The sequence below is a fragment of the Mucilaginibacter gossypii genome, assembly GCF_017569325.2.
Classification (GTDB): Bacteria; Bacteroidota; Bacteroidia; order Sphingobacteriales; family Sphingobacteriaceae; genus Mucilaginibacter; species Mucilaginibacter gossypii.
On record NZ_CP071878.2, the window covers coordinates 4,708,312 to 4,730,632 of the forward strand.

The 22,321-nt window shown below is 42.4% G+C and carries 19 protein-coding genes; 7 read left to right on the top strand and 12 right to left on the bottom strand.

Annotated features, from left to right (window positions below; genetic code table 11):
- Nucleotides 1-94: 94 nt before the first annotated feature.
- The 5 genes from J3L18_RS19665 to J3L18_RS19685 all read left to right on the top strand — a co-directional run bounded on the left by J3L18_RS19665 (nt 95) and on the right by J3L18_RS19685 (nt 5,531).
- Nucleotides 95-850 (top strand): class I SAM-dependent methyltransferase, encoded by a 756-nt coding sequence (locus J3L18_RS19665; protein ID WP_129569943.1) that lies wholly within the window; start codon nt 95-97, stop codon nt 848-850.
- Between the two features lie 206 nt (nt 851-1,056).
- Complete coding sequence (locus J3L18_RS19670) at nt 1,057-2,223, top strand: 2-isopropylmalate synthase (protein WP_091174080.1); 1,167 nt, start codon at nt 1,057-1,059, stop codon at nt 2,221-2,223.
- A 2-nt stretch (nt 2,224-2,225) separates the two neighbouring features.
- Nucleotides 2,226-3,476, top strand: coding sequence for a threonine ammonia-lyase IlvA (gene ilvA / locus J3L18_RS19675; protein WP_112656072.1), 1,251 nt, complete (start codon nt 2,226-2,228; stop codon nt 3,474-3,476).
- Nucleotides 3,477-3,614: 138 nt separating this feature from the next.
- Nucleotides 3,615-4,637, top strand: a complete 1,023-nt coding sequence (locus tag J3L18_RS19680) for a proline iminopeptidase-family hydrolase (RefSeq protein WP_129569942.1) — start codon at nt 3,615-3,617, stop codon at nt 4,635-4,637.
- 54 nt (nt 4,638-4,691) lie between these two features.
- Nucleotides 4,692-5,531: a DUF2911 domain-containing protein gene (locus tag J3L18_RS19685; protein ID WP_129569941.1), complete on the top strand. Its 840-nt coding sequence runs from the start codon at nt 4,692-4,694 to the stop codon at nt 5,529-5,531.
- Between the two features lie 206 nt (nt 5,532-5,737).
- Here J3L18_RS19685 and J3L18_RS19690 read toward each other — a convergent pair whose 3' ends face one another.
- The 4 genes from J3L18_RS19690 to J3L18_RS19705 all read right to left on the bottom strand — a co-directional run bounded on the left by J3L18_RS19690 (nt 5,738) and on the right by J3L18_RS19705 (nt 10,336).
- Nucleotides 5,738-6,628: an IS1595 family transposase gene (locus tag J3L18_RS19690; RefSeq protein WP_189549506.1), complete on the bottom strand. Its 891-nt coding sequence runs from the start codon at nt 6,626-6,628 to the stop codon at nt 5,738-5,740.
- An 81-nt stretch (nt 6,629-6,709) separates the two neighbouring features.
- Nucleotides 6,710-7,435, bottom strand: a complete 726-nt coding sequence (locus tag J3L18_RS19695; RefSeq protein WP_091174713.1) for a DUF2490 domain-containing protein — start codon at nt 7,433-7,435, stop codon at nt 6,710-6,712.
- A gap of 140 nt (nt 7,436-7,575) precedes the next feature.
- Complete coding sequence (locus J3L18_RS19700) at nt 7,576-8,601, bottom strand: lipid A deacylase (protein ID WP_129568624.1); 1,026 nt, start codon at nt 8,599-8,601, stop codon at nt 7,576-7,578.
- Nucleotides 8,602-8,611: 10 nt separating this feature from the next.
- Nucleotides 8,612-10,336 (bottom strand): ArnT family glycosyltransferase, encoded by a 1,725-nt coding sequence (locus tag J3L18_RS19705; protein WP_129568625.1) that lies wholly within the window; start codon nt 10,334-10,336, stop codon nt 8,612-8,614.
- A gap of 150 nt (nt 10,337-10,486) precedes the next feature.
- Between J3L18_RS19705 and J3L18_RS19710 the strand changes: the two genes are divergently transcribed.
- On the top strand, nt 10,487-10,966 hold the full coding sequence (locus tag J3L18_RS19710; protein WP_129568626.1) for a DinB family protein: 480 nt from the start codon (nt 10,487-10,489) through the stop codon (nt 10,964-10,966).
- On the opposite strand, the gene J3L18_RS19715 is transcribed toward J3L18_RS19710, so the two are convergent.
- The 8 genes from J3L18_RS19715 to J3L18_RS19750 form a co-directional block, all read right to left on the bottom strand.
- Complete coding sequence (locus J3L18_RS19715; protein WP_129568627.1) at nt 10,963-12,234, bottom strand: hypothetical protein; 1,272 nt, start codon at nt 12,232-12,234, stop codon at nt 10,963-10,965. The two genes, J3L18_RS19710 and J3L18_RS19715, sit on opposite strands and share 4 nt — an antisense overlap.
- Before the next feature lie 56 nt (nt 12,235-12,290).
- Complete coding sequence (locus J3L18_RS19720) at nt 12,291-13,799, bottom strand: FAD-binding protein (protein WP_129568628.1); 1,509 nt, start codon at nt 13,797-13,799, stop codon at nt 12,291-12,293.
- A 6-nt stretch (nt 13,800-13,805) separates the two neighbouring features.
- Nucleotides 13,806-14,162 (bottom strand): Bor/Iss family lipoprotein, encoded by a 357-nt coding sequence (locus J3L18_RS19725; RefSeq protein WP_112651392.1) that lies wholly within the window; start codon nt 14,160-14,162, stop codon nt 13,806-13,808.
- Between the two features lie 132 nt (nt 14,163-14,294).
- Nucleotides 14,295-15,410: a cyclopropane fatty acyl phospholipid synthase gene (gene cfa / locus J3L18_RS19730; protein WP_129568629.1), complete on the bottom strand. Its 1,116-nt coding sequence runs from the start codon at nt 15,408-15,410 to the stop codon at nt 14,295-14,297.
- 185 nt (nt 15,411-15,595) lie between these two features.
- On the bottom strand, nt 15,596-16,618 hold the full coding sequence (recA, locus tag J3L18_RS19735) for a recombinase RecA (protein WP_090534412.1): 1,023 nt from the start codon (nt 16,616-16,618) through the stop codon (nt 15,596-15,598).
- A gap of 158 nt (nt 16,619-16,776) precedes the next feature.
- Nucleotides 16,777-17,535, bottom strand: coding sequence for an endonuclease III (gene nth, locus J3L18_RS19740; RefSeq protein WP_129568630.1), 759 nt, complete (start codon nt 17,533-17,535; stop codon nt 16,777-16,779).
- A gap of 251 nt (nt 17,536-17,786) precedes the next feature.
- Nucleotides 17,787-17,981: a hypothetical protein gene (locus tag J3L18_RS19745; RefSeq protein ID WP_091174692.1), complete on the bottom strand. Its 195-nt coding sequence runs from the start codon at nt 17,979-17,981 to the stop codon at nt 17,787-17,789.
- 269 nt (nt 17,982-18,250) lie between these two features.
- Complete coding sequence (locus tag J3L18_RS19750) at nt 18,251-18,835, bottom strand: RNA polymerase sigma factor (RefSeq protein ID WP_090534404.1); 585 nt, start codon at nt 18,833-18,835, stop codon at nt 18,251-18,253.
- A gap of 487 nt (nt 18,836-19,322) precedes the next feature.
- Between J3L18_RS19750 and uvrA the strand changes: the two genes are divergently transcribed.
- Nucleotides 19,323-22,211 carry an excinuclease ABC subunit UvrA gene (uvrA, locus tag J3L18_RS19755; protein WP_129568631.1) on the top strand — a complete coding sequence of 963 codons (2,889 nt, stop codon included), beginning with the start codon at nt 19,323-19,325 and terminating at the stop codon, nt 22,209-22,211.
- Nucleotides 22,212-22,321 lie beyond the last annotated feature (110 nt).

Sequence of the window (22,321 nt, forward strand, 5' to 3'; positions counted from 1 at the left end):
GTATTGATAGAATCACCATTCCCCTTGTAATCCCGGCAAAAAAACAAAATCTGTGAAATCACCTTAATCAGTGAAATCACAAAAAAGGAATAACATGAAATGGAACGCCGATTTATACGACCAAAAGCATGCCTTCGTATTTAAATACGGAGAAGACGTGCTTGAGTTTTTGGATGTGAAACCTGGTGAGCGCATCCTTGACCTGGGTTGCGGCACAGGCCATTTAACTAAACTAATACAGGATAAAGGTGCCATCGTAAAAGGCACCGATTATTCGCCCGAAATGATAGCCCAGGCTAAACAGCTTTATCCTGATGTTGACTTTTCGGTGGAGAACGCGGCTGATTTTCACGCCGAAGAAAAGTACGATGCTGTATTCTCGAACGCTGCGCTGCATTGGGTGCTTGATGCCAATGGTGCTATCCACAGCGTAGCCAAAAGCCTTAAACAGGGCGGCCGGTTTGTTGCCGAAATGGGCGGCCAGGGCAATGTTGAACGTTTGATTGAGGCTACCAAACTGGTACTGCATAATCATGGTTACAATGAAAAAGCTGATACCAAAGTATGGTATTTCCCTTCGGTTGGCGAATATGCTACCAAACTGGAAGAGCATGGTTTCAGGGTTACCTACATGATTCATTATGATCGTAAAACCCCGCTGCAGGATGGCGATCAGGGCGTAGCCAAATGGATTACCATGTTTGGCGCACAGTTTTTAGAAGGCATTCCAGATGATGAGAAAGAGCAGATTCTGGCCGAGATCACCAAAAAGCTTGAACCTTTTTACAATGAAAACGGCCAATGGTACGCCGATTATAAAAGGTTAAGATTTCTTGCCATTAAAAAATAGATATGAGACGTGAGATTTGAGATATGAGATTTTTTTCTCTAACTTGAATACTCGCTTCTTCAAAGAGATATGAGACGTGAGATATGAGATTTCTTTATACCTCAAATTATACCTCTAACAAAAAATAAAAGAAACAAAAATAACAATATAGATGATTAGGCATGAGTCTCAAATCTCATATCTAACATCTCAAATCTAAAAAAGATATGTTACACGATCCCAACCGCGTTTATGTTTTTGATACCACGCTCCGCGATGGCGAGCAGGTACCGGGTTGCCAGTTAACAACCCCCGAGAAGATTGAGATAGCTAAGGAACTGGAACTACTGGGCGTGGATATTATTGAAGCAGGTTTCCCGGTTTCAAGCCCGGGCGACTTCCAAAGCGTTGTTGAAATTTCAAAAGCTGTTAAAGAACCTACCGTTTGTGCGCTTACCCGTGCCAACAAAGGTGATATTGACGCTGCAGTAGCATCTCTGCAATATGCCAAACGTCCACGGATCCATACAGGTATCGGTTCGTCTGACATGCATATCAAACATAAATTCAACAGCACCCGCGAAGAGATTTTGGAGCGCGCTGTTGAAGCCGTTAAATATGCCAAAAAATCTGTCGAGGACATTGAGTTTTACGCCGAAGATGCCGGCAGGGCCGATGTGGTTTACCTGGCCCAAATGGTTGAAGCTGTTATCGCCGCCGGTGCTACAGTAGTAAATATTCCAGATACAAATGGTTACTGCCTGCCAGATCAATACGGCAGCAAAATCAAGTTTTTGAAAGAGAACGTTAAAAACATTGATAAAGCTATCATCTCTGTACATTGCCATAACGACCTTGGTTTGGCTACAGCCAACTCAATAGCTGGTTTGCAAAATGGCGCGCGCCAAATTGAGGGTACCATCAACGGTATCGGCGAACGTGCCGGTAATACTTCTATCGAAGAAGTGGTGATGATCCTCAAAACGCATCACACCCTGGGCCTGCATACCAATATCGACTCTAAACGGTTCTATGAATTGAGCCAGATGATCCGCACACAAATGCGGATGCCGGTACAGCCTAATAAAGCTATTGTAGGTGCAAATGCCTTTGCGCACAGCTCGGGTATTCACCAGGACGGCTTCCTGAAAATGCGCGAAAACTATGAAATCATTCGCCCTGAAGATGTAGGCTTTCCGAGCGCCACAATAGTGCTAACCGCGCGCAGCGGCAGGCATGCTCTGAAATTCCATCTGGAGCGTTTAGGATATACGCTGGATAAGGAAGAACTTGCTTTTGTTTACAATAACTTTTTAACGCTTGCCGATAGCAAGCTTGACATAAATGACCAGGATTTGCAAAGCCTTATGGCGCACCGACTGGTAAAAAATTAACAATGGAAACTGATACAAAAAGCCAGCTTAATTTCGAAGCGGCATACCAGCGGATAAAAGACGTTGTGAAACGTACCCCGCTGCAATATAACGCCGGTCTCTCGGCAAAATACGAGTGTGAGGTTTATTTAAAACGCGAAGACCTGCAGGTTGTTCGCTCATATAAGTTGCGCGGTGCATACAACATGATCAGTCAGTTAAATGACGATGAGTTGAGCCGTGGAGTAGTTTGCGCCAGCGCGGGTAACCATGCCCAGGGCGTAGCCTTTTCGTGCAATAAAAAGAATATTAAAGGCGTAATTTTTATGCCCGAAATTACCCCCAAACAAAAAGTTAAACAAACCGCCATGTTTGGGAACGGCAATATAGAGATTGTTCTTACCGGCGATACTTTTGATGATTGCCTGGCAGAAGCCCTTGCCTACACCGAAAAAAATCAGATGACCTTCATCCCTCCGTTCGATGACTACCGCGTTATTGAGGGCCAGGGAACCGTAGGTGTTGAAATACTGCAGGACCTTCCGGATATTGAAGTAGCGATTATGCCTATCGGCGGTGGTGGCTTTGCATCGGGAACAGGTACTTATCTTAAAAACAATGTTCCAAACATCCATCTGATAGGCGTTGAGCCTGAAGGTGCCCCATCAATGCTAGGCGCCATAAACCATGGTAAACCCATTACATTAGATGAAATAGACCGCTTTGTTGATGGCGCTGCTGTTAAACGCGTTGGCGCATTAACTTATGATATCTGCAAAGATATCCTGGACGATATGCTGCTGGTACCTGAAGGTAAAATTTGTACCACTATACTGAAACTTTACAACGAAGATGCTATTGTGGTTGAACCCGCAGGAGCGTTATCAGTAGCCGCACTTGATGCCTGTAAAGAGCAGATCAAAGGCAAAAAGGTAGTTTGTATCATCAGCGGTGGTAATAACGATATTGCCCGTATGCAGGAGATTAAAGAAAAATCATTACTGTACGAAGGCCTGAAACATTACTTCATTGTTCGTTTCCCGCAGCGTCCGGGGGCATTGAAACTATTTGTGAACAGTGTATTAGGTCCCGGTGATGATATTACCCGTTTCGAGTTCATCAAAAAGAATGAAAAAGAAAACGGCCCTGCACTGGTTGGTATCGAACTAAAAAATGCAGAGGATTATCCGGCCTTGTTACAGCGGATGCATGCGCACCGTTTCAATGTTATTGAACTTAATAAAGATCAAACTCTGTTTGAGTATTTGGTGTGATACACTAAATACTCAAAAAAAAGCGTCATTGCCTTTAACAAAGCAATGACGCTTTTTTTTGTATATCCAATGAAGCTAATTTAGTTAGCTTCTTATTATCTTTATCTAATAATCACCTCCACCATTCCTATCGCTAACATGAAAAAGCTATTCTTCATCCTGATTGCTGCCTGCTTTTGCGCATGCAACAATCCGTCAAAACCAGCGGCAGATACCGCAACTGAATCATCAAACATTCCTTACGCAATAAAAACCGGCGGGAATAAGCTCATTAAAGTTGCCGGTAAATATAACGTATGGACGAAAAAAGTTGGCGACGGTAAAATAAAAGTGTTACTGCTGCATGGCGGTCCGGGTTTTTCACATGACTATATGGAATGCTTTGAAGATTTTTTGCCGAAGGAGGGCATTGAGTTTTATTATTATGATCAGCTTGGCTGTGGTAATTCGGATGCTCCTGCTGATACCTCATTATGGAACATTCCGCGTTATGTTGAAGAGGTTGAAGAAGTGCGTAAAGGATTAGGGCTTGATAATTTTTATATACTCGGACATTCATGGGGCGGTATGCTGGCTATGGAATACCTGCACAAATACCAGTCGCACGTTAAAGGGGCGGTATTATCAAACATGACAGCCGGTATTAAAGGCTATGTTGCCTATGCCGCTGAGTTGAAGAAGAAGTTTTTCACGCCGCGTGATATCACTGTATTTGATTCATTAGACAGGCTTAAACAATACGACTCGCCTCAATACAACGACTTACTGATGAATAAGCTATATACCCAGGTGATCTGCAGGCTTCCATTAGAGAATTGGCCCGAACCTTTATGGCGTGCCTTTAAAAAAGCGAATCATACCATATACATACAAATGCAGGGTGTTGACGAGTTTCACGTAACCGGCAATTTCAAAGGATGGGAATTTTGGGACAAACTGCAGAATATAAAAACGCCTACCCTTGTTTTAGGCGGCGTACACGATGAAATGAACCCCGAAGACATGAAAAAGGAAGGCCGTTTATTACCCAACAGCCGCACCTATTTATGCCCCAACGGCAGCCACATGAGCATGTATGATGATCAGCAAAATTATTTCAAAAACCTCATCGCTTTTTTAAAGGACGTTGACGCGGGTACATTTACCGCAGATAAAAAGTAGCACACCAATTCTAACCCAGCGTTTTATATTCCACCACCATTAAAACCGTAAATCATGAAAAAGTTATTTACCTGTATCATCACCACGATGATCTTCACTGCGGTAAATGTTTATGCGCAGTTAACGCCGCAACCCAGTTCAACGCAAAGTATTGTGCAGGATTTTGGCCTCGGAAAAATCAGTCTTGTTTACTCCCGTCCGGATGTAAGAGGCCGTAAAATATTTGGAGGTATGGAACCTTACGGAAAAGTTTGGCGCACGGGGGCCAATTCGGCCACGGTAATTAAATTTACCGATGAGGTAAGCATGGAAGGCAACAAGATCCCGGCGGGTGAGTATGGGCTGTTCAGCATCCCCGGCGAAAACGAGTGGACCATCATCCTCAGCAAACAACCAAAGCAATGGGGCGCCTATAACTATAAGGAAGCTGATGATTTTTTGCGTTTCAAAGTAAAAACAGAACACCTTAAGGCTTTAACAGAAACCATGACCCTCGCATTCAGCAATGTTACAGCATCCACCTGCGATTTGCAGATGATGTGGGAGCACAGTGGCTTCACAATTCACATGACCACCGATATCGATGTCAAGGTAATGGCCAGGATCGACTCGGCCATGAATACAGATAAAAAGCCATACTATGAAGCTTTGATCTATTACTATAACAATAATAAAGATATGGACAAGGCCTTAGCCTGGGCAACCGAACTGGAAAAAGACAAAAACTTTCCGCCGTTTGTGCCTAAACTATGGAAAGCCCGGATCTTATTGAAAAAAGGTGATAAAGCTGCAGCCATAGCAACAGCCCAGGAAGGTGTAAAAATGGCTACCGATATGAAGACGGATGAATATGTACGTTTAAATAATGAACTGATTGCACAGGCGAAGAAGTAATTTTTGATTCATTTATCGTTGTTAAACAAAAGACCTTGCCAGTGATATTGGCAAGGTCTTTTGTTTAACAAATCCAAAAAAAGGACGGGTTTGCGCGATTCCCCTCTCGAGAGGGGCGAAGGGGTGTGTTTCTGCTTTGATAAGTCTACAGCAGCCCCCCTGCTACCGCTCATTCCTCCACACCCCCTCTCAAGAGTAATAGCCCATCAAGAGGCAGTAGCCATTTTGTTAATTAAAAAGTTAAACACCTGGTTATTGCCTCTATTGTTATATTTAAATGTGAACTCATTCAGGTATGATTGCAAATGTCTGAGCGATACTTTATGGTATTGACCATATATCCCCCGTTTTAACAATGTCCAAAAGCCCTCAATCGTATTGGTGTGATACTCTCCCCGGGCATACTCTTCTTTTTCCTTGTTTAATACCTGATGTTCACGGAATATTTTATTTAAACCGGCATATCCACCAAAGCCGTCCGTTACAATAGTAGCATCTGTGCTCACTGATTGTTCAACAATGGGTTTGAGCGTTTTCCCATGTGCCTTATCTATGACCTGAAGCTTTAGACGGCCATCCCGCTCCAATAACCCAATCACGGGCTGTTTATCCTGCATGCCGGTGACCTGCAAATTATTATCGCGCCTTTCCTGCCGCTTTTTCTTTGAGTGATTGGCTTTTTTACCACCTAAATAAGTCTCATCTACCTCAACAATACCCTTAAACAAACCGCCATCCCCGCCGTCCCGCATGGCTTCCCGTATCCGCATCTGCAAATACCAGCCTGTCTTACGATTGCATCCCAGATCCCTGCTTAACTGACGTGCAGATAACCCCTTTTTCGCATTCAGCATTAATGAAATAGCCAAAAACCATTGCGGCAAAGGAAGTTTGGTGCCCTCGAAAACAGTGCCGACCAAAACGCTATAGCTGCGGTTACAGCTATTGCAAATATGCCGTTGGCTTTCCTGGCGCTTGCTGCTCCGTTTGCTGTTGCAATACGGGCATTCTGGCAATCCTTGCCATCTTAATCCTTCAAGATAGTCTATGCAACTGGACTGATCTGGAAAACGCTTAATCGTCTCTATGATATTCATTATCATAAATATACAAATTATTCCTGCCTTTTCATGGGCTATTACTCTCTCAAGAGGGGAGCCTTAGAAATCGCTTAGTTATTAAAACCTTGTATAAAAAGCCAGCTGTGCTACATGGTTTACCACATAGGCATCGGCTTGTTTAATGTATTGATTAAGATAACCAGCTTCGGCGTCAAATGATTTGCTAAAGCGGTAGCCAACCGCTACGTAAGCACGGTTTTGATCAAAAAAGTGTTTATTAACTTTATTCTTATTTTGAACGTTTACAAAGGCCTCGTTTTGCAGGGCGAGGAAAGTACCTTCTGTAAATACATCCGAATCCGGTTTCATCGGGATCACTGCACGGGCAAAATACCTGAAACGCTGAGCAAAATACCGATCGTTTTTATTATCGGCAGTGTTCCCTAAAAAGCGCTGCTCTAACCTAAAACGATGTGCCAATTGCACATGTTTGGTAAGCTTATGGGTATATGTGTACTGCTGCCAAATGCGGTGCTCCGGGCGAAATGTTGTTTCGTTACTTGGAGTTCGGCCATAGGTAGCTATGTAGGCATAACCCAAGGCCCCTACCTTGTTTTTGGCAAAATAATAATTAGCCGAAGGACGGAGCAGGATATGCTTTAGGTAACTTACTTCATCATGCGAGCGCAATTGTCCGTCGAACGAATAACCCCAATGTTCGGATAATTTTTGGCTGTGAAAAATAGCCGCCCAGCCCGAAAACTGGTTGTCTTGCGCAAGCAGCCTTGCAGGTGCCGCGAGCAGTAGTACTGCGAAAATTAATAGTTGTTTTTTTAATTGCATGGATGATATATGTGTGTTATAAAGGTTAACATTTATTGTAGAGACGCATTACATGCGTCTCTTTTTGCGACAGAAATTTGCAGGATCTGTCGTTTTATTAAAGTAGAGACGCATGTGCTGCGTCTCTACGCATAGCTTTACTAATCCTTAAACCTTACCAGGGTTTGGCGGCCCAGATCAACCGTTACCCTGAAGGCTTCCTGGTTGCTGCTGTATCCCGGTGTTTGGTGCAGGCTTAATATAAACTGTCCCTTTACACGCTTGTATAAAAACGGCGTGTAAATAATATCCAAACGGTTATAAGTTTTCTTTTCAAAAAACGCGTCGCCGTAAATAATATGGCTGCCCTGGCCTTTGTAAAATTCGTCAAATAGGGCAAAACGTTTCCAGCTTAAATAAGCATTAGCTACAAAGCCGGCGGGTTTATGAAAACCATCAACACCCCTAACCCGCTCAAACGACATCATGCCGCCTGCTTCAATAGATAACGAATCTAAAATGGTTTTATGACTTAAGTCGAGCCCTAATCTTATTTGTGCGCCGCCATTATCCTGGATGTGGTCGTTTGGTAAAAGCACCTCAGCCCCTGCATCATGCATCAGCAAAAAATAGTGCGAAACATAAAAGGGCCCGGTTAAGGATGGTCGGTATTTACCCGAAAAACCGAACAGGAACTGCTCACGATCGGTAACGGTTTGGCGGCTTACCCAGTCAATCCAAGCGGTTTCGGTAAAGTGGGCATTATGAAAACGAGTAAGCAAACCCTCAACATTGGGGCGGTAGTAGCGTAAAGTGTCGTTCAATAAAGCCCGTGGATAATCATCCAGCAAACCCTCGCGCGGGAAAGCACCGGCATTGAACAGCCAGTTTTTGCCGGTGAAGCTGTAATAGGCAACGGGGTTAACTTTTAAAAAATATGGTTTTGCGCCAAACTCGTGAATACCGTTAACACCTACAATGAAGTGGTTTAAGCTATCCACATTAAGGCCCAGGTCAAGCGCGGTACGTACGCCTGAATAAGTACGCGAGCGGGCCACAAAATCTTTATACTCACGGTTATCCATAAAACCTAAACCGTTAAAATGAATATCGAGGCTGCCCTGTGCAAGGGCGGCAGTGGCGGTTATGATCGAAAAAAGAACTAAAAGGTATATGCGTTTAAACATAGCTGATTTATTATTTTACTGTAATGTTGATGATCTTATTATTACGACCTCCCGGAAACGGTTCGGTACGGATGGAGAAAATCAGTTCGTACTTACCAGGCTGCATTGGGGCGGTCACGTTAAATTTAAAATGCCCGGTCTCGCCGGTTTTTAATGAAATACGGTTAAAGCTATCGCCAGATTGCTGCATATCTACCTGGTTGATACTCTTGAAAAAGCATGCCTCTAAAAACACCTTGTGTTTTTGGTTGGTATTAGTAAAACTGATGGGAAAAGGATATGGGTTTTTGAAAGTGAGATCAAAATCCTTTTTCTGTCCGGGCGTCAGGATTTCTTTATAAGACTCCACCTGAAAATCGATCTTCTGATAGGTGCGGACATCATCAACCCAGCCACCATACCAGGTACCTGCGTAAATTTTCATAGAATCGGTACTAATGGCGCGATCCGGAAAGGTATTGTTTACCACATAAACCCTTTTATGCTGAATGCTATCCTCAATAGGCCAGATATCATACTGGGTACGGCGATAGTAGCGGGCATCGTAATCAAACCCGCGTGTAGTATTGTTGTAGAAGTTATATTTCGAAGGGTTCTGGAACCCCTCATTAAAAATCACATAATTATCTCCGGCCTTTTCATGAATAAGATGGGCCCAATCTTTAAAACCAAAAAAGCTGCGCATGGCATCAACTTTTAACAAGGGAGGAAAGGCAATTATAAGCGCTACACGTAAGATAACTATCATCCCAATATTGATCACAGCCAGGCGGTTAAACCATTTAGGTTTTGCCCCGGGCTGCGTAAAGCGGATAAGCACCACCATAGCCAGCGGAACGTAAGCGATCAGTGCCCAATGCAGTTGAACCTCACCTTTAAACGATGTAAGGAAAAAGAATGCCAGGATCCCAATAGCGTTAACCAAAAGGACCCGGGTAAAAGTATCCTGAACTTTTGCAGTAAACCCCTTATAAAATAATAGCCAGCCAATCAGCGGACCGGCCATCAGCAGTTGTCCTAAAGGATATACATAAGTATATTCAAAGTTATATTGCTCGTTTGAGCGTTCGGATAAGTGATAACTTAAGGATGGGAAGCCGTGCTCTGCCTGCCAAATGATATGCGGTGCATATAAAGCGAGTGCCAGCATTACAATTCCGTAAAAAGACCCTCGCTTAAGCAATTTTATATTAGATACAAGCGTGAAAGCAACCAACAAAATGCCATGGTACTTGCTATACAGCAGACAGGCTATCACCACGCCCAATATAATGGCAAGTTTTAAGCTATCCTCTTCAATATATTGCTGATAAAAATACAGGAACAGCACCGTGAAAAACAGCAAAGGGGCATCAGGGGTGGTGGTAAAACCATAAATATGGAATACAAAGATGCCCGAAACTACCAGTATAAAGTTAATGGCATCTACTTTATAGCGCTTTAACATCAGCCACATCAGGTATAAAGATGTGGTGGTGCTCATCACTGTAAAGAGCCTCGCTCCAAATTCATTATGTATGAGGCTGTAACCTGCTTTAATGAAAACGGCCACCATAGGCGGATGGTCATAATATCCCCAGTCTAAAAAACGCGAATAAACCCAGTAGTAAGCTTCATCGGCATGGATCTCCAGGGTAAATGCCTGTACGGCATTTAGCAAAGCCCACAACAGTAAAAAATAAATTATTGGCTTGTTATATTTTACCGGCGCGCTATTTAAAGAGGTATCCTGCATTAAAATGGATGAGTAAATGAATGGGCAAAGGTATGATAAAAGATATAAGCCATAAAACGTTGGCAGCGGCGATGTGATAATTTGACGAAAAACATACCACAATCTTCATAATTTAGCGCAGCTGGAAAGCCTTAACCCATCCAATATAAAATGAAACAAGAATTTGAGGTTATCAAAAAACCACGCCTGATGCTGTTAAACGTTGTTAAAGATCTTAGCCCCGAACAACTTAACTACATCCCCGCAGGATTTAACAACAACCTGATCTGGAACCTGGCGCATATGATTTCCGGACAACAAGGTATTTGCTATACACGTGCAGGCGTACCTATTGTGGTTGATGACAAGTACTATACCCCCTACCGTCCCGAAACAAAGCCGCAAAGTTTTATTAATGCCGATGATATTGCTGAGGTTAAAGAGCTGCTTATTTCAACTATTGATAAAATGGAGGAAGATTACCAGACAGGTATTTTCTCAAACTATCAACCGATGACCACCCGTTATGGTGTTACCTTGAGCAATATAGAAGAAGCAATCCGTTTTTTGCCATTTCATGATGGTTTGCATACCGGTTATATCATGGCTTTGAAAAGAGCGGTTTTGGAGGAGATGAGTAAGCTTGTTTAGTATACAATCTTACTAAACGGGATCCCTACCGTTAGCCCGATTGCTGTTTTATTGTAAGGCAGTCGGGTATTCTTTAAGGAATTATTGATGTCCTGAAGCAAAAGTTGTGCTTCAAAATTTATGGCTGGGACTCCCTTTTTATCAATAAGAACAATTGGGATGCCGATGATAGAGTTGAGCGCCTTATAAGCCCCCCAATTTTTTTCGATGCGGAAACTCACCCCCACATGCGAGGTTCCGGGGATATACACCAGCTTACCCGTCGCACCAGGGGTTATAAAATTTTTATATTGACCAATGTACTGGTCGCCTTTATTTATGGTGACGGTGTTGATCCCATCTGTTCCCTGTGCTCCCGTTACATCAGCACTAAATAAGGAACCGCTTTGTACCGTATTATTCACAAAGCCTTTACCGGCAAAGGTTAAAAAGAACCGGCCCAATTTGGGGCTTTCCCAGAAACGGGTATGACTTACAAATAATTCGAGCGGGTAATTGTAGTATCGGTTAACCTGTGCATTAACATCATTGCTTACCATAAATTTTTGTGGAATAACCGGGATGTAAACGCCCAGGCTTGTCCAGTTATCGGTTATCAGGTCATAACTACCTGTATTTACCAATAGTTCTGATTGCTGTTCAGAAAACTGTTGCAAATAATCTGCCCGAAGCGAAGCGTAAAAAGTTTTCCGGAGTTTGCTTTTAACCTCATTGAGATTTTGTCCCGGCACCTCCTCCTGTTTTAAAGCGTTAAGAGATTGCTCAAACTCTTCAGCTTTTTTGTTGATACTTTGAGCGATCGTATTTACTATTAATGCCCGGGCAGCATCCATCTCCTTTTTGAAATAGCCATTGGCTGCGTAATAAGTTCGCGGTTTTCCCATCCAGGTTTTTTGAATGGTAAAACCCAGTTGATTATCATAATACCTGTTAGCACTTTTTGCCGAATATGCGTTTGCTATATTTACCCTCGCCCCTGCTACTACAAATGACCTTACCCAATCATCACTATCAATGGGTTGGTGAAAATTGTGATTGATGCTGATCGTCCCTTCGGCTGCATTGATATTAACATGGTTTTTATAGAGGGAAAGATCTTCGTTACCCGAAAGATAAGAACTCACTTTATTTGACAGGAAAATGTTCATGGCCTTGTTGGAGATCAACATTCCCTGTCCGTTACTATTAGGCCAATTGGTTACTTTATTGTTTATCGCTTTTATCTCATCGATGACCTGCCCAGTGGTCTGGGCTTTCAACTTCACCACGAAGCAACATACAAAGAGCAGACAGTATATTACTGCCTTCGCCGGATTTACATATTTCAGGCCAGCCCCCATTGCTGCGTAATTTGATTGGTAAAAACTTTCTGGCAGTCGGCATTGAGCAGGGTTTTCCGGGCGTTGATCCACCGGGTGGCTGCATCGCCATACATTCTTTGGATGCGTTGCGGTGTAATTTCGTTGGCTTTGCCCCAATGAAATGTAAAGGGGATATTTTCATGCTCAAGCATCAGCCAAACCTGGGTATAAAAGTTATAAGCTTTGTCTGATAGCGGTGCATCCAACTCCATAATGCAGGTATGTTCAAACCGGGTAAAGCCCAATGTGGCTTTGGTTTGCTTAACAAACCTGAATGAAAATACACCGCTGAAAGGGCCGATATCTTTATTGATCTTCAACATCAAATCGGCAACCCTTGGCGAAAGTTCTGCCGGGAAACCGATGGCAGAGCTCAATAGTTTTCCTCTTAACGTAGTATTGCTAAAAATTTCGCCCAGCGTACCAAAATGAGGATAAGTATTAGTTGTCATGCTGATATTTAACACCTTGGTAACTACAACCGGAACCAAAGCGGGCACAGCATCAGTAATAGTACCTATAAAACTGGCAGCATCATCTCCCGGACCGATCCCTGCCGCATTATCAACCGGGGGCTGATAGTTGGTACGATATGGGCGCTTATACATAGTGGTTACAAATGCCCCTTTGTCCAAATCGTACGGATTAAGTAACACCGAAAAATGACACGGGCGCTCGCTACCGCATGGCAGCTTATCGGTATCGCTAAAATCAAGTGTTGCCATCATACCCTGTAGTTCGGCATCATAAGGTAACCGTTGCACATAAGTTTCTAACAAAAACAGGGGTTCTGTTTCCATTAGTACGCCGTGGATAATACCGAAGCTCCCAAAACTTACCAATGCGGCATTGAAAAGTTCATCATCCTGTATCAGCTCGGTTTGCAGCAGATCCATAAACCGTTGCGCTACAACGGGAGCGGAGGCTCTTTCCAACCAAATGTGCCTGTCAGGACTTACCACAATATGGAGCCCTACTACAAAATCTGGTGTGGCACCAAAATCAAACGCCGAGCCATGAGTTCCTGTACTCACTGCACCAGCTATAGTTTGCCCGTTGCTGGCACCGGAAGTTTTAAGTGACAAGCCCCTGTTTTTCAAAAATGCGCCGAGTTCCCAAATACCGTTGCCACTTTGTGCAAAAAGCAGGTGGTCTTTGTTGCCAGTGTAAGCAGGGTTTACGGCTGTATCGGCAATAGTAAACCTGGTGTTAAGGGGTTTTGTATCCAGCATTACACCATCTTTAACCGTTGCTATTTTTGTCCACGACCAGCCAGCGCCCAATGATCGTAATGGGGTACCGGTCTCAATAGCTTCTTTAATCAGGTTTTGAAGCCCTTTGGTAGCGTTATTATAACCTTCAAGGGCATCAAGATTGTCTTCGTTGCCTAATTCATACAGATCTTTAATTTGCTCGGTAAAAGTTTCGTGCCGGTTTTCCCAACTGCTGACTCCTGTTTTAATAACTTTCATAGCCGCTTATTTGATTACGCCATCTTTGGCGCAAGGTTTACCGCATTTCCACTCTACCCTTGCAGGGCTCCAGATACCTAAGGTTACAACAGTAAGCAAGGAATAACCGAAATTATTCTTCACCGTAACTTCGGCCATACCATTGGAGCCAAGGGAATCACATATAGGAGTAACGATTCGCTTGGGGCTTTGGATAGCCCCCCAAAAAAAGAAGTTTACATTCTGGTGCGATACCTCTGACCCAGCCTGCGCCTTTGTTTCGACACGGGCCGTGTAACAACTGCACAGCATTAATGAGATTAAAACAGCAGGGATAAGCTTCCTGTAAAAATGCAGGAGCCTGTTCAAACGTGATGGTAACATATTGTAAGTATTTGGGAAATTTCCTAAAATACAATAAAGTAAATCCAAATACTTGATTTTCAATTAAGTAAAAACACGTTTATTGAATACGTACTTTTACGTCATTTATTTGATAATGAAAAAGAAGGGGGCTTATCTTATTGATTTGTACAATCCCAGATGCTTTGGTTTAGTTAAAACGATATGCCATAAATGGTTTTTTCTTGAGCGGAAGGATGCAGCGCTGGCACTAAGATAGTAGCGCCACATGCGGTAAAATGTATCACCATATTTAACGTTAAGCTGCGGCCAGCTTTGCTCAAATTTTTTACGCCACTCCATACAGGTTCGGTCGTAATATACGCCGAAGTTATGCCAATCTTCCAAAATAAATAAGCCCTGCCATGCTGTTGATAGCTGTGCTGCAGATGGCAGCATACCATTCGGAAATATGTATTTTGCAATCCAGGGATCGGTAACTTTAGTTGAGTAATTACCGCCTATGGTATGAAGAAGGCAAATACCGTCATCTGCTAAATTTTCGTTCACCCTTTCCATAAAGATGCGATAATTACGATAGCCAACATGTTCAAGCATCCCCACAGAAACTATCCTGTCGAATTTTTCATGTACATCGCGATAATCCTGCACCCTGATCTCCACAGGTAAATCTTTGTTAATCTCCTTTGCAATAATGGCCTGCTCTTCTGAAAGGGTTACGCCCATTCCTCTTACGCCATACTTTTCGGCCGCATATTGAAGGAGGCCGCCCCATCCGCAGCCTATATCAAGTAAGCTAATGCCTGGTTCCAATTTTAACTTACGACAAATCAGATCAAGCTTAGTTTCCTGGGCCTCATCCAATGTTTGTGCAGTTTCCCAATAGGCACAGGAGTATATCATCCGCTTATCAAGCATCAACTCAAAAAGGTCGTTGCCAATATCATAATGCTTATGTGCAACCTCCTTAGCCTTTGATTTGGTTTGCTGATTACTAAATTTTGCCTTGAGAAAGTATTTAAGCGTATTTAAGTCGCGCGGGATCATTTTATCAACCCGGTGATACTGGACGCGAAAAAAAAATTCGTCAAGCGCTTCACAATCCCACCAACCTTCCATGTAGGCTTCCCCAAAACCTAAAGACCCTCCTGCCAGCACACGATCATACAATTTAGGATTGCGTACCTGTAAATCCCATGGGTTATTGCCATTCACGGTAATACCACCTGAAGCAAACATATTTGTAACAATCTCTTTTGATGATCCCATAGCTTTTTCCGGTTTATGCGGTGATAAAGATATTCTTTTTGCGGAAAAACAGGAACAATTGCTAACATAGTACTGCCGCGGGTTACACTACGCCAAACCCGCGGCAATTTTAAAAAAAAAAGCCCCCTTACAGGAGGCCTTCTTATATTTTCATTAAATCACTTTAAAGATCAGTATAATCCCAATTATACTTCTTCCATGCTTTCGCCGGTTACTGTTTCTTTGATCTTATTTTCCAATTCTTCCTGTAGCTCAGGGTTATCAAGGATCAGTTGTTTAACAGCATCACGCCCCTGGCCTAAACGGGTTTCGCCATAGCTAAACCATGAGCCTGCTTTTTTAATAATGTTGTATTCAACACCCAGGTCAATGATCTCACCGGCCTTTGAAATACCTTCGCCAAACATGATATCAAACTCGGCTACACGGAACGGAGGGGCAACTTTATTCTTAACGATCTTAACCTTTACGCGGTTACCGGAAACCTCATCAGTGTCTTTAATTTGGGAAATACGGCGTACATCCAAACGTACCGAAGCATAAAATTTCAATGCATTACCACCAGTAGTGGTTTCAGGGTTGCCAAACATAACACCGATCTTATCGCGCAGCTGGTTAATAAAGATACAGCAGCATCCTGTTTTGCTGATAGTGCCGGTTAGCTTACGTAATGCCTGGGACATTAAACGTGCATGCAGGCCCATTTTTGAATCGCCCATTTCGCCTTCTATCTCGGCTTTAGGAACCAACGCTGCAACAGAGTCGATAACCAAAATATCAATAGCGCCCGAACGGATTAGGTTATCGGCAATTTCCAGTGCCTGTTCACCATTATCAGGCTGGGAGATCAGCAGGTTTTCAACATCCACGCCTAATTTCTTGGCATAAAAACGATCGAAAGCGTGCTCCGCATCAATAAAGGCTGCAATTCCACCGTTCTTTTGCGATTCGGCAATGGCATGGATAGCCAAAGTTGTTTTACCTGATGATTCAGGCCCGTAGATCTCAATGATCCTTCCTTTAGGCAAACCGTTAACTCCCAAAGCAATATCAAGCCCTAATGAGCCGGTTGATATAACTTCAGTTTGTTCAACTACGGATTCGCCCAATTTCATGATGGTGCCTTTACCGTATGATTTTTCCAGCTTGTCTAACGTAAGCTGTAATGCCTTCAATTTATCAGCGCTATTTTTATCTATGTTAGCCATCGTATTAATTTCTTCAACAAATATAATTACATTTTTTTTAAAAATACTAATTTTTTTAGTATTTTATTTTTATAGTGAATGGTTCATTAAATGAGTAGTTGATTAGGTTAGTATTGGCGAAGATAACCAACTATTCACTTAATCAACTACTCACCTAATCAACCTTTATCCACACTCCGCTTCTTCAACTCCTTATCTATAATATTAAGGGCCTTTTTCTTTTTAGCTTCTTTGGCCTTCTTAAGTTTTGCAGCTTCAAGCCTTTGCAGCGCGGCTTCTGTATTATTGCGTTCATAATAGCGACAAAACCACGTAAGCGGACAAATATCGCATTTAGGGCTGCGCGCCAAACAAATATACCGGCCGTGCAATATAAGCCAGTGATGTGCAACACCTATATATTCTTTAGGAATATTTTGGACCAACTGCCTTTCAACCGCCAACGGGGTACGGGCATTATTAGTTAAGCCAATGCGGTTGGCCACCCTAAAAACATGCGTATCAACAGCCATGGCCGGTTCTTCAAAAATAACCGAAGCGATCACATTGGCTGTTTTACGGCCTACCCCTGGCAATTTTTGCAGATTTTCGATCCCCGAAGGTATTTCGCCATTAAAAACTTCCATCAGCATTTTGCCCATGCCTACCAAATGTTTGGCTTTATTATTAGGATAACTTACTGACCGGATGTATGCAAAAACTTCGTCGGATGTTGCGGCAGCCAGATCTTGCGGAGTAGGAAAACGCTCAAACAGTGCCGGCGTTACTTGGTTAATCCGTTTATCAGTACACTGTGCCGAAAGTATAACTGCCACCAATAATTGGAATGGGTTATTATAGTGCAGCTCAGTAACCGGGTTAGGCTGGTTTTTAGAAAAATAATCAACAAAATGGCGATAGCGTTCGGCTTTTAACATTAGTTCACTGGTTCACTGGTTCATTCGTTCATTAGTTTATTGGTGCTTTGCTTATGGCAAATACATCCTTATAAACCACTTTCCAAAACTATCAAACTTTTCACCAATGAACGAATGAACCAGTGAACTACTGAACCATCTTAAAATAGAAAGGTTCATAAATCACTTATTGGGTTTTGGTTTTCGATTCGCATCGGTAACCTTTTCAACAATTATGATCTATGAACCAGTGGGGGAATCCGCAATAAATACTAACGTAAGCTTTTTGAATAATCCAGGATCTGGTGTATAGTTTGCACTTTGGGTTTCCTGATCAGCAGGTCCAAATCAGCACGAATTGAATTGTAAAAAATCACTTCGTCGGCGTCCAGATTTTCTTGTACATTCCTGTTCATTTCAGCTTCGTTAGCTAATGCATTTAACGTTTTTGTAAAGGTTTCATCCATAAGCTTATTTTACTATAATTTTTATATGGTTTATAACGGTGGCTTAAAGATAATATTTTGTTAAATGAAAATTAAATGAAATTTTTATTTAACAAAATTAGCTACCGGAAGCTATGAATTACGTTATTGCAACAGTAAATAACTTTATATCAGAAACTAATGAAACAATAACGGAATTTTAGACAAAAAATAAGGTTAGAATATTATTATCCGGTTTAACCTAAACAATAATATCCTAACCTTTATATCTAATCTCTTATACCGAAAAACTAATTTTTCAGGCTGAGCTCTTTGCTCTGCATCATTTTGCGGAGGTTATTAAGGGCATAGCGCATACGGCCAAGGGCGGTATTGATGCTAACATCGGTAATATCGGCAATCTCTTTAAAACTCATATCCCCAAAGTGGCGCATAATGAGCACCTCCTTTTGTTCGGATGGAAGCAGTTGGATCAGTGCTTTAAGATCTTTATGGGTTTGATCCCTAACCATCTTGTCCTCGGTACTTTCGTCATAATTACCAAGCACTTCAAAAATGTCGAAATCATCGCCATTGCTGATCATAGGCGCACGTTTTTCACGGCGAAAATGGTCAATCACCAGGTTATGTGCAATACGTGTTACCCACGGCAAAAATTTACCCTCTTCGTTATATTTACCGGCTTTAAGGGTGTTAATCACCTTTATAAATGCATCCTGAAAAATATCTTCGGCAAGGTATTCGTCTTTTACCAGCAAATAAATAGAAGTATATATTTTTGATTGGTAACGCCTTATCAATTCTACTAAACCGGCTTCGTCGCCGGCTACATATAGATGGATTAGATCCTGATCACTCTTCAATTGAAAATCCATAGAAAGTACTACTTAAAACTTAATTCTTAGTTAAAACCTTTTAAAGTAAAGTATATTCTATAGCGTGCTCCTTAGGGGTTAAAGATTTGTTTGCTCAAATAAAATAAATTATTGGTAAAATAACAAATAAAATTTTTTTTTTCGCGCCCTACTTTACTATTAATCGGTATAATTACCTATAAAACCATCATTTATTTGGCACACTTCCGTTAGACTTATTTTTAATACCGAAGGTTTAATCATTCGCCAAAATAAATTTTTTAAAAAGTAGTTGTTAAAACAACATTAAGTTTTAAAAAGTCAGCAAACTGTAAACTCCAATATTCCACGTAGTTTAATCCAATAAACAATCAAAACTCATTTGGATTCTGCTAAATTTTTTAGGATTTTTGCATTCGCAAAATAAAGTCCATAGCCGATAGCCCATAGACCATGGCACTGATTTAGCTATGGTCTATAGGCCATGGACTATCGACCAAAAAACAGCATGAGTAAAGAAGCAGAAAAAGATCCGCAAAAGCATATTATTATAAAAGGCGCAAGGGTGCACAACCTTAAAAACCTTGATGTGGCTATTCCCAAAAATAAACTGGTGGTAGTTACCGGCATGTCGGGTTCGGGCAAATCATCGCTCGCTTTCGATACTTTGTACGCCGAAGGTCAGCGCCGCTATGTGGAAAGCCTTTCATCATACGCCCGCCAGTTTTTGGGCCGTATGAACAAGCCCGATGTTGATTATATTAAAGGCATTGCACCGGCTATAGCTATTGAACAAAAGGTAATTACCTCAAACCCACGTTCAACTGTTGGTACATCAACCGAGATCTACGATTATTTAAAACTGCTTTTTTCACGTATCGGTAAAACGATATCGCCCATATCAGGCAATATCGTAAAAAAAGACTCAGTGACCGATGTGGTGAACTTTGTGCTTTCATTGCCTAACGAAACCCAGGTAACCATTCTTGCTCCACTTCACCCGCACAATAACCGGAGCCTTAAAGAAGAGCTTGCGGTATTGATGCAGAAAGGTTTTGTTCGTGTTGAATATAATGGCAAACTTTCGCGTATCGAATCTTTATTAGAGGATGAAACAGTAGAGAACGTTCCTTTAATGGCGGCTGAACCAATAGTCGAGATCAAAAAAACAAAGACAAAAAAAGTAGCTGCAGAAACTACCGAAATTGATCAACAAATTGTAGTACGCATAGTTGTTGACCGCGTTACCAAGAATGAAGAAGACGAAACTATTAGCCGCTTAGGCGACTCCATACAAACCGCCTTTTTTGAAGGCAAAGGCGATTGTTTTGTTCGCTTCCAGCAACCTGACAACGATACCGAGCATGAGCGCTTTTTTTGCGACCGTTTTGAGTTAGACGAATTAAAGTTTGAAGAGCCTACGCCAAACTTCTTCAGCTTTAATAATCCGTACGGTGCCTGCAAAAAGTGCGAGGGTTATGGCAAGGTGATCGGTATTGACGAAGACCTGGTTATTCCAGATAAAAGCAAATCCATTTATGAGGGGGCCATTGCACCCTGGCGCGGCGAAAAAATGCGCGAATGGAACGATGCACTGGTAAGACATGCCTTAAAGTTCGACTTCCCTATCCATCGTCAATACAATCAACTAACCGAAAAAGAGCAGCGCCTGCTCTGGACCGGCAATAAGTTTTTCCGTGGCCTTGACGAGTTTTTCAAAGAAATGGAAGAACAAACGTATAAGATCCAGTACCGTGTTTTGCTGTCGCGATACAGGGGCAAAACTACCTGCCCGGAATGTAAGGGCAGCCGATTACGAATGGATGCCTCGTACGTAAAGATCAATGAAAAGTCGATAACCGATGTGGTACTGATGCCGCTGGATAAAGCCTTTGAATTTTTTAAATCGCTTGAACTCAGTGAAACTGAGACCAAAATCGGCAAACGCTTGCTGATGGAAATAACCAACCGCCTCGGCTTTTTAAATGATGTGGGCTTGAGTTATTTAACGCTCAATCGTTTATCAAATACACTATCAGGTGGTGAGTCGCAGCGAATCAACCTCGCTACGTCATTGGGCAGCAGCCTGGTAGGTTCAGTGTATGTTTTGGATGAGCCAAGCATCGGTTTGCACCCGCGTGATACTCAAAGGCTGATCAGCGTATTAAAATCCCTCCGCGATGTGGGCAACACCGTATTGGTTGTTGAGCACGAGGAAGAGATCATGAAAGCTGCCGATCACATTATTGATATTGGTCCGGAGGCCGGTACCCATGGCGGCGAGCTGATTTTTACCGGTACTTATAACGAAATTATAAAAGACGATAAAAGCCTCACCGGCAAATACCTGAGCGGCAGGGAAGAAATAGCTATCCCAGCAAGCCGCCGCAAATGGCACGATTTTATTGAAATAAAGGGCGCGCGCGAAAACAACCTGAAACACGTTACCGCCAAATTTCCGTTAGGCGTACTTACTGTTGTTACCGGCGTATCCGGCTCGGGTAAAACCAGTTTGGTAAAACGCATCCTTGCCCCCGCTGTTCAAAAGGCATTGGGCAATTATTCGGGCGAACAAACAGGTTCATATGATGCTATTGATGGCGATTACAGCAAAATTGAACAAGTTGAACTGGTTGACCAAAACCCGATAGGCCGTTCATCGCGCTCAAACCCGGTTACTTATGTTAAAGCCTGGGACGAGATCCGCAACCTGTACGCCGCTCAGCCGGCAGCAAAAGCCGCCGGGCTAAAACCCTCTGCATTTTCATTTAATGTTGAAGGCGGCCGTTGCGATGTTTGCCAGGGCGAAGGTGAAGTTAAGATAGAGATGCAATTTATGGCAGATATCTTTCTTACCTGCGAAACCTGCGGGGGGCACCGTTTTAAGCAGCATATTTTAGATATCCAGTACAAAGAAAAAAATGTATCGGAGATCCTGAACATGACCATCGATGAGGCAGTTGAATTTTTTGCCAAAGAGCCTAAAATTATTGCCAAGATAAAGCCATTAGTTGACGTTGGTTTGGGATATGTTCAGTTAGGCCAGTCGTCAAATACCTTGTCAGGTGGTGAGGCCCAGCGTATTAAGCTGGCATCGTTCCTGGTAAAAGGCAACAACACCAATAAAACACTGTTTATTTTTGACGAACCTACCACCGGTTTGCACTTTGCTGATATTAAAAAACTGCTGAAATCATTTGATGCCCTGCTTGATCATGGCAATACCATCATTGTTATTGAGCATAACATGGATGTGATCAAATGTGCAGACTGGGTTATCGATATTGGCCCGGAAGGCGGCGACCGCGGTGGTAAAGTAGTATTTGAGGGCGTTCCTGAAGACCTTCTAAAACAAAAAGACAGCTATACGGGCAAGTTTTTAAAAGAGCGGTTTTAATTTAAAGTGCTCGTATAACAAAACGGGCACTTTAAAATTTGCTTTATAAACATATTCCTATTTTAGGCCTTTCTCAACCAATGCCGGAATTGCCCTGAAAATCCCGGCCC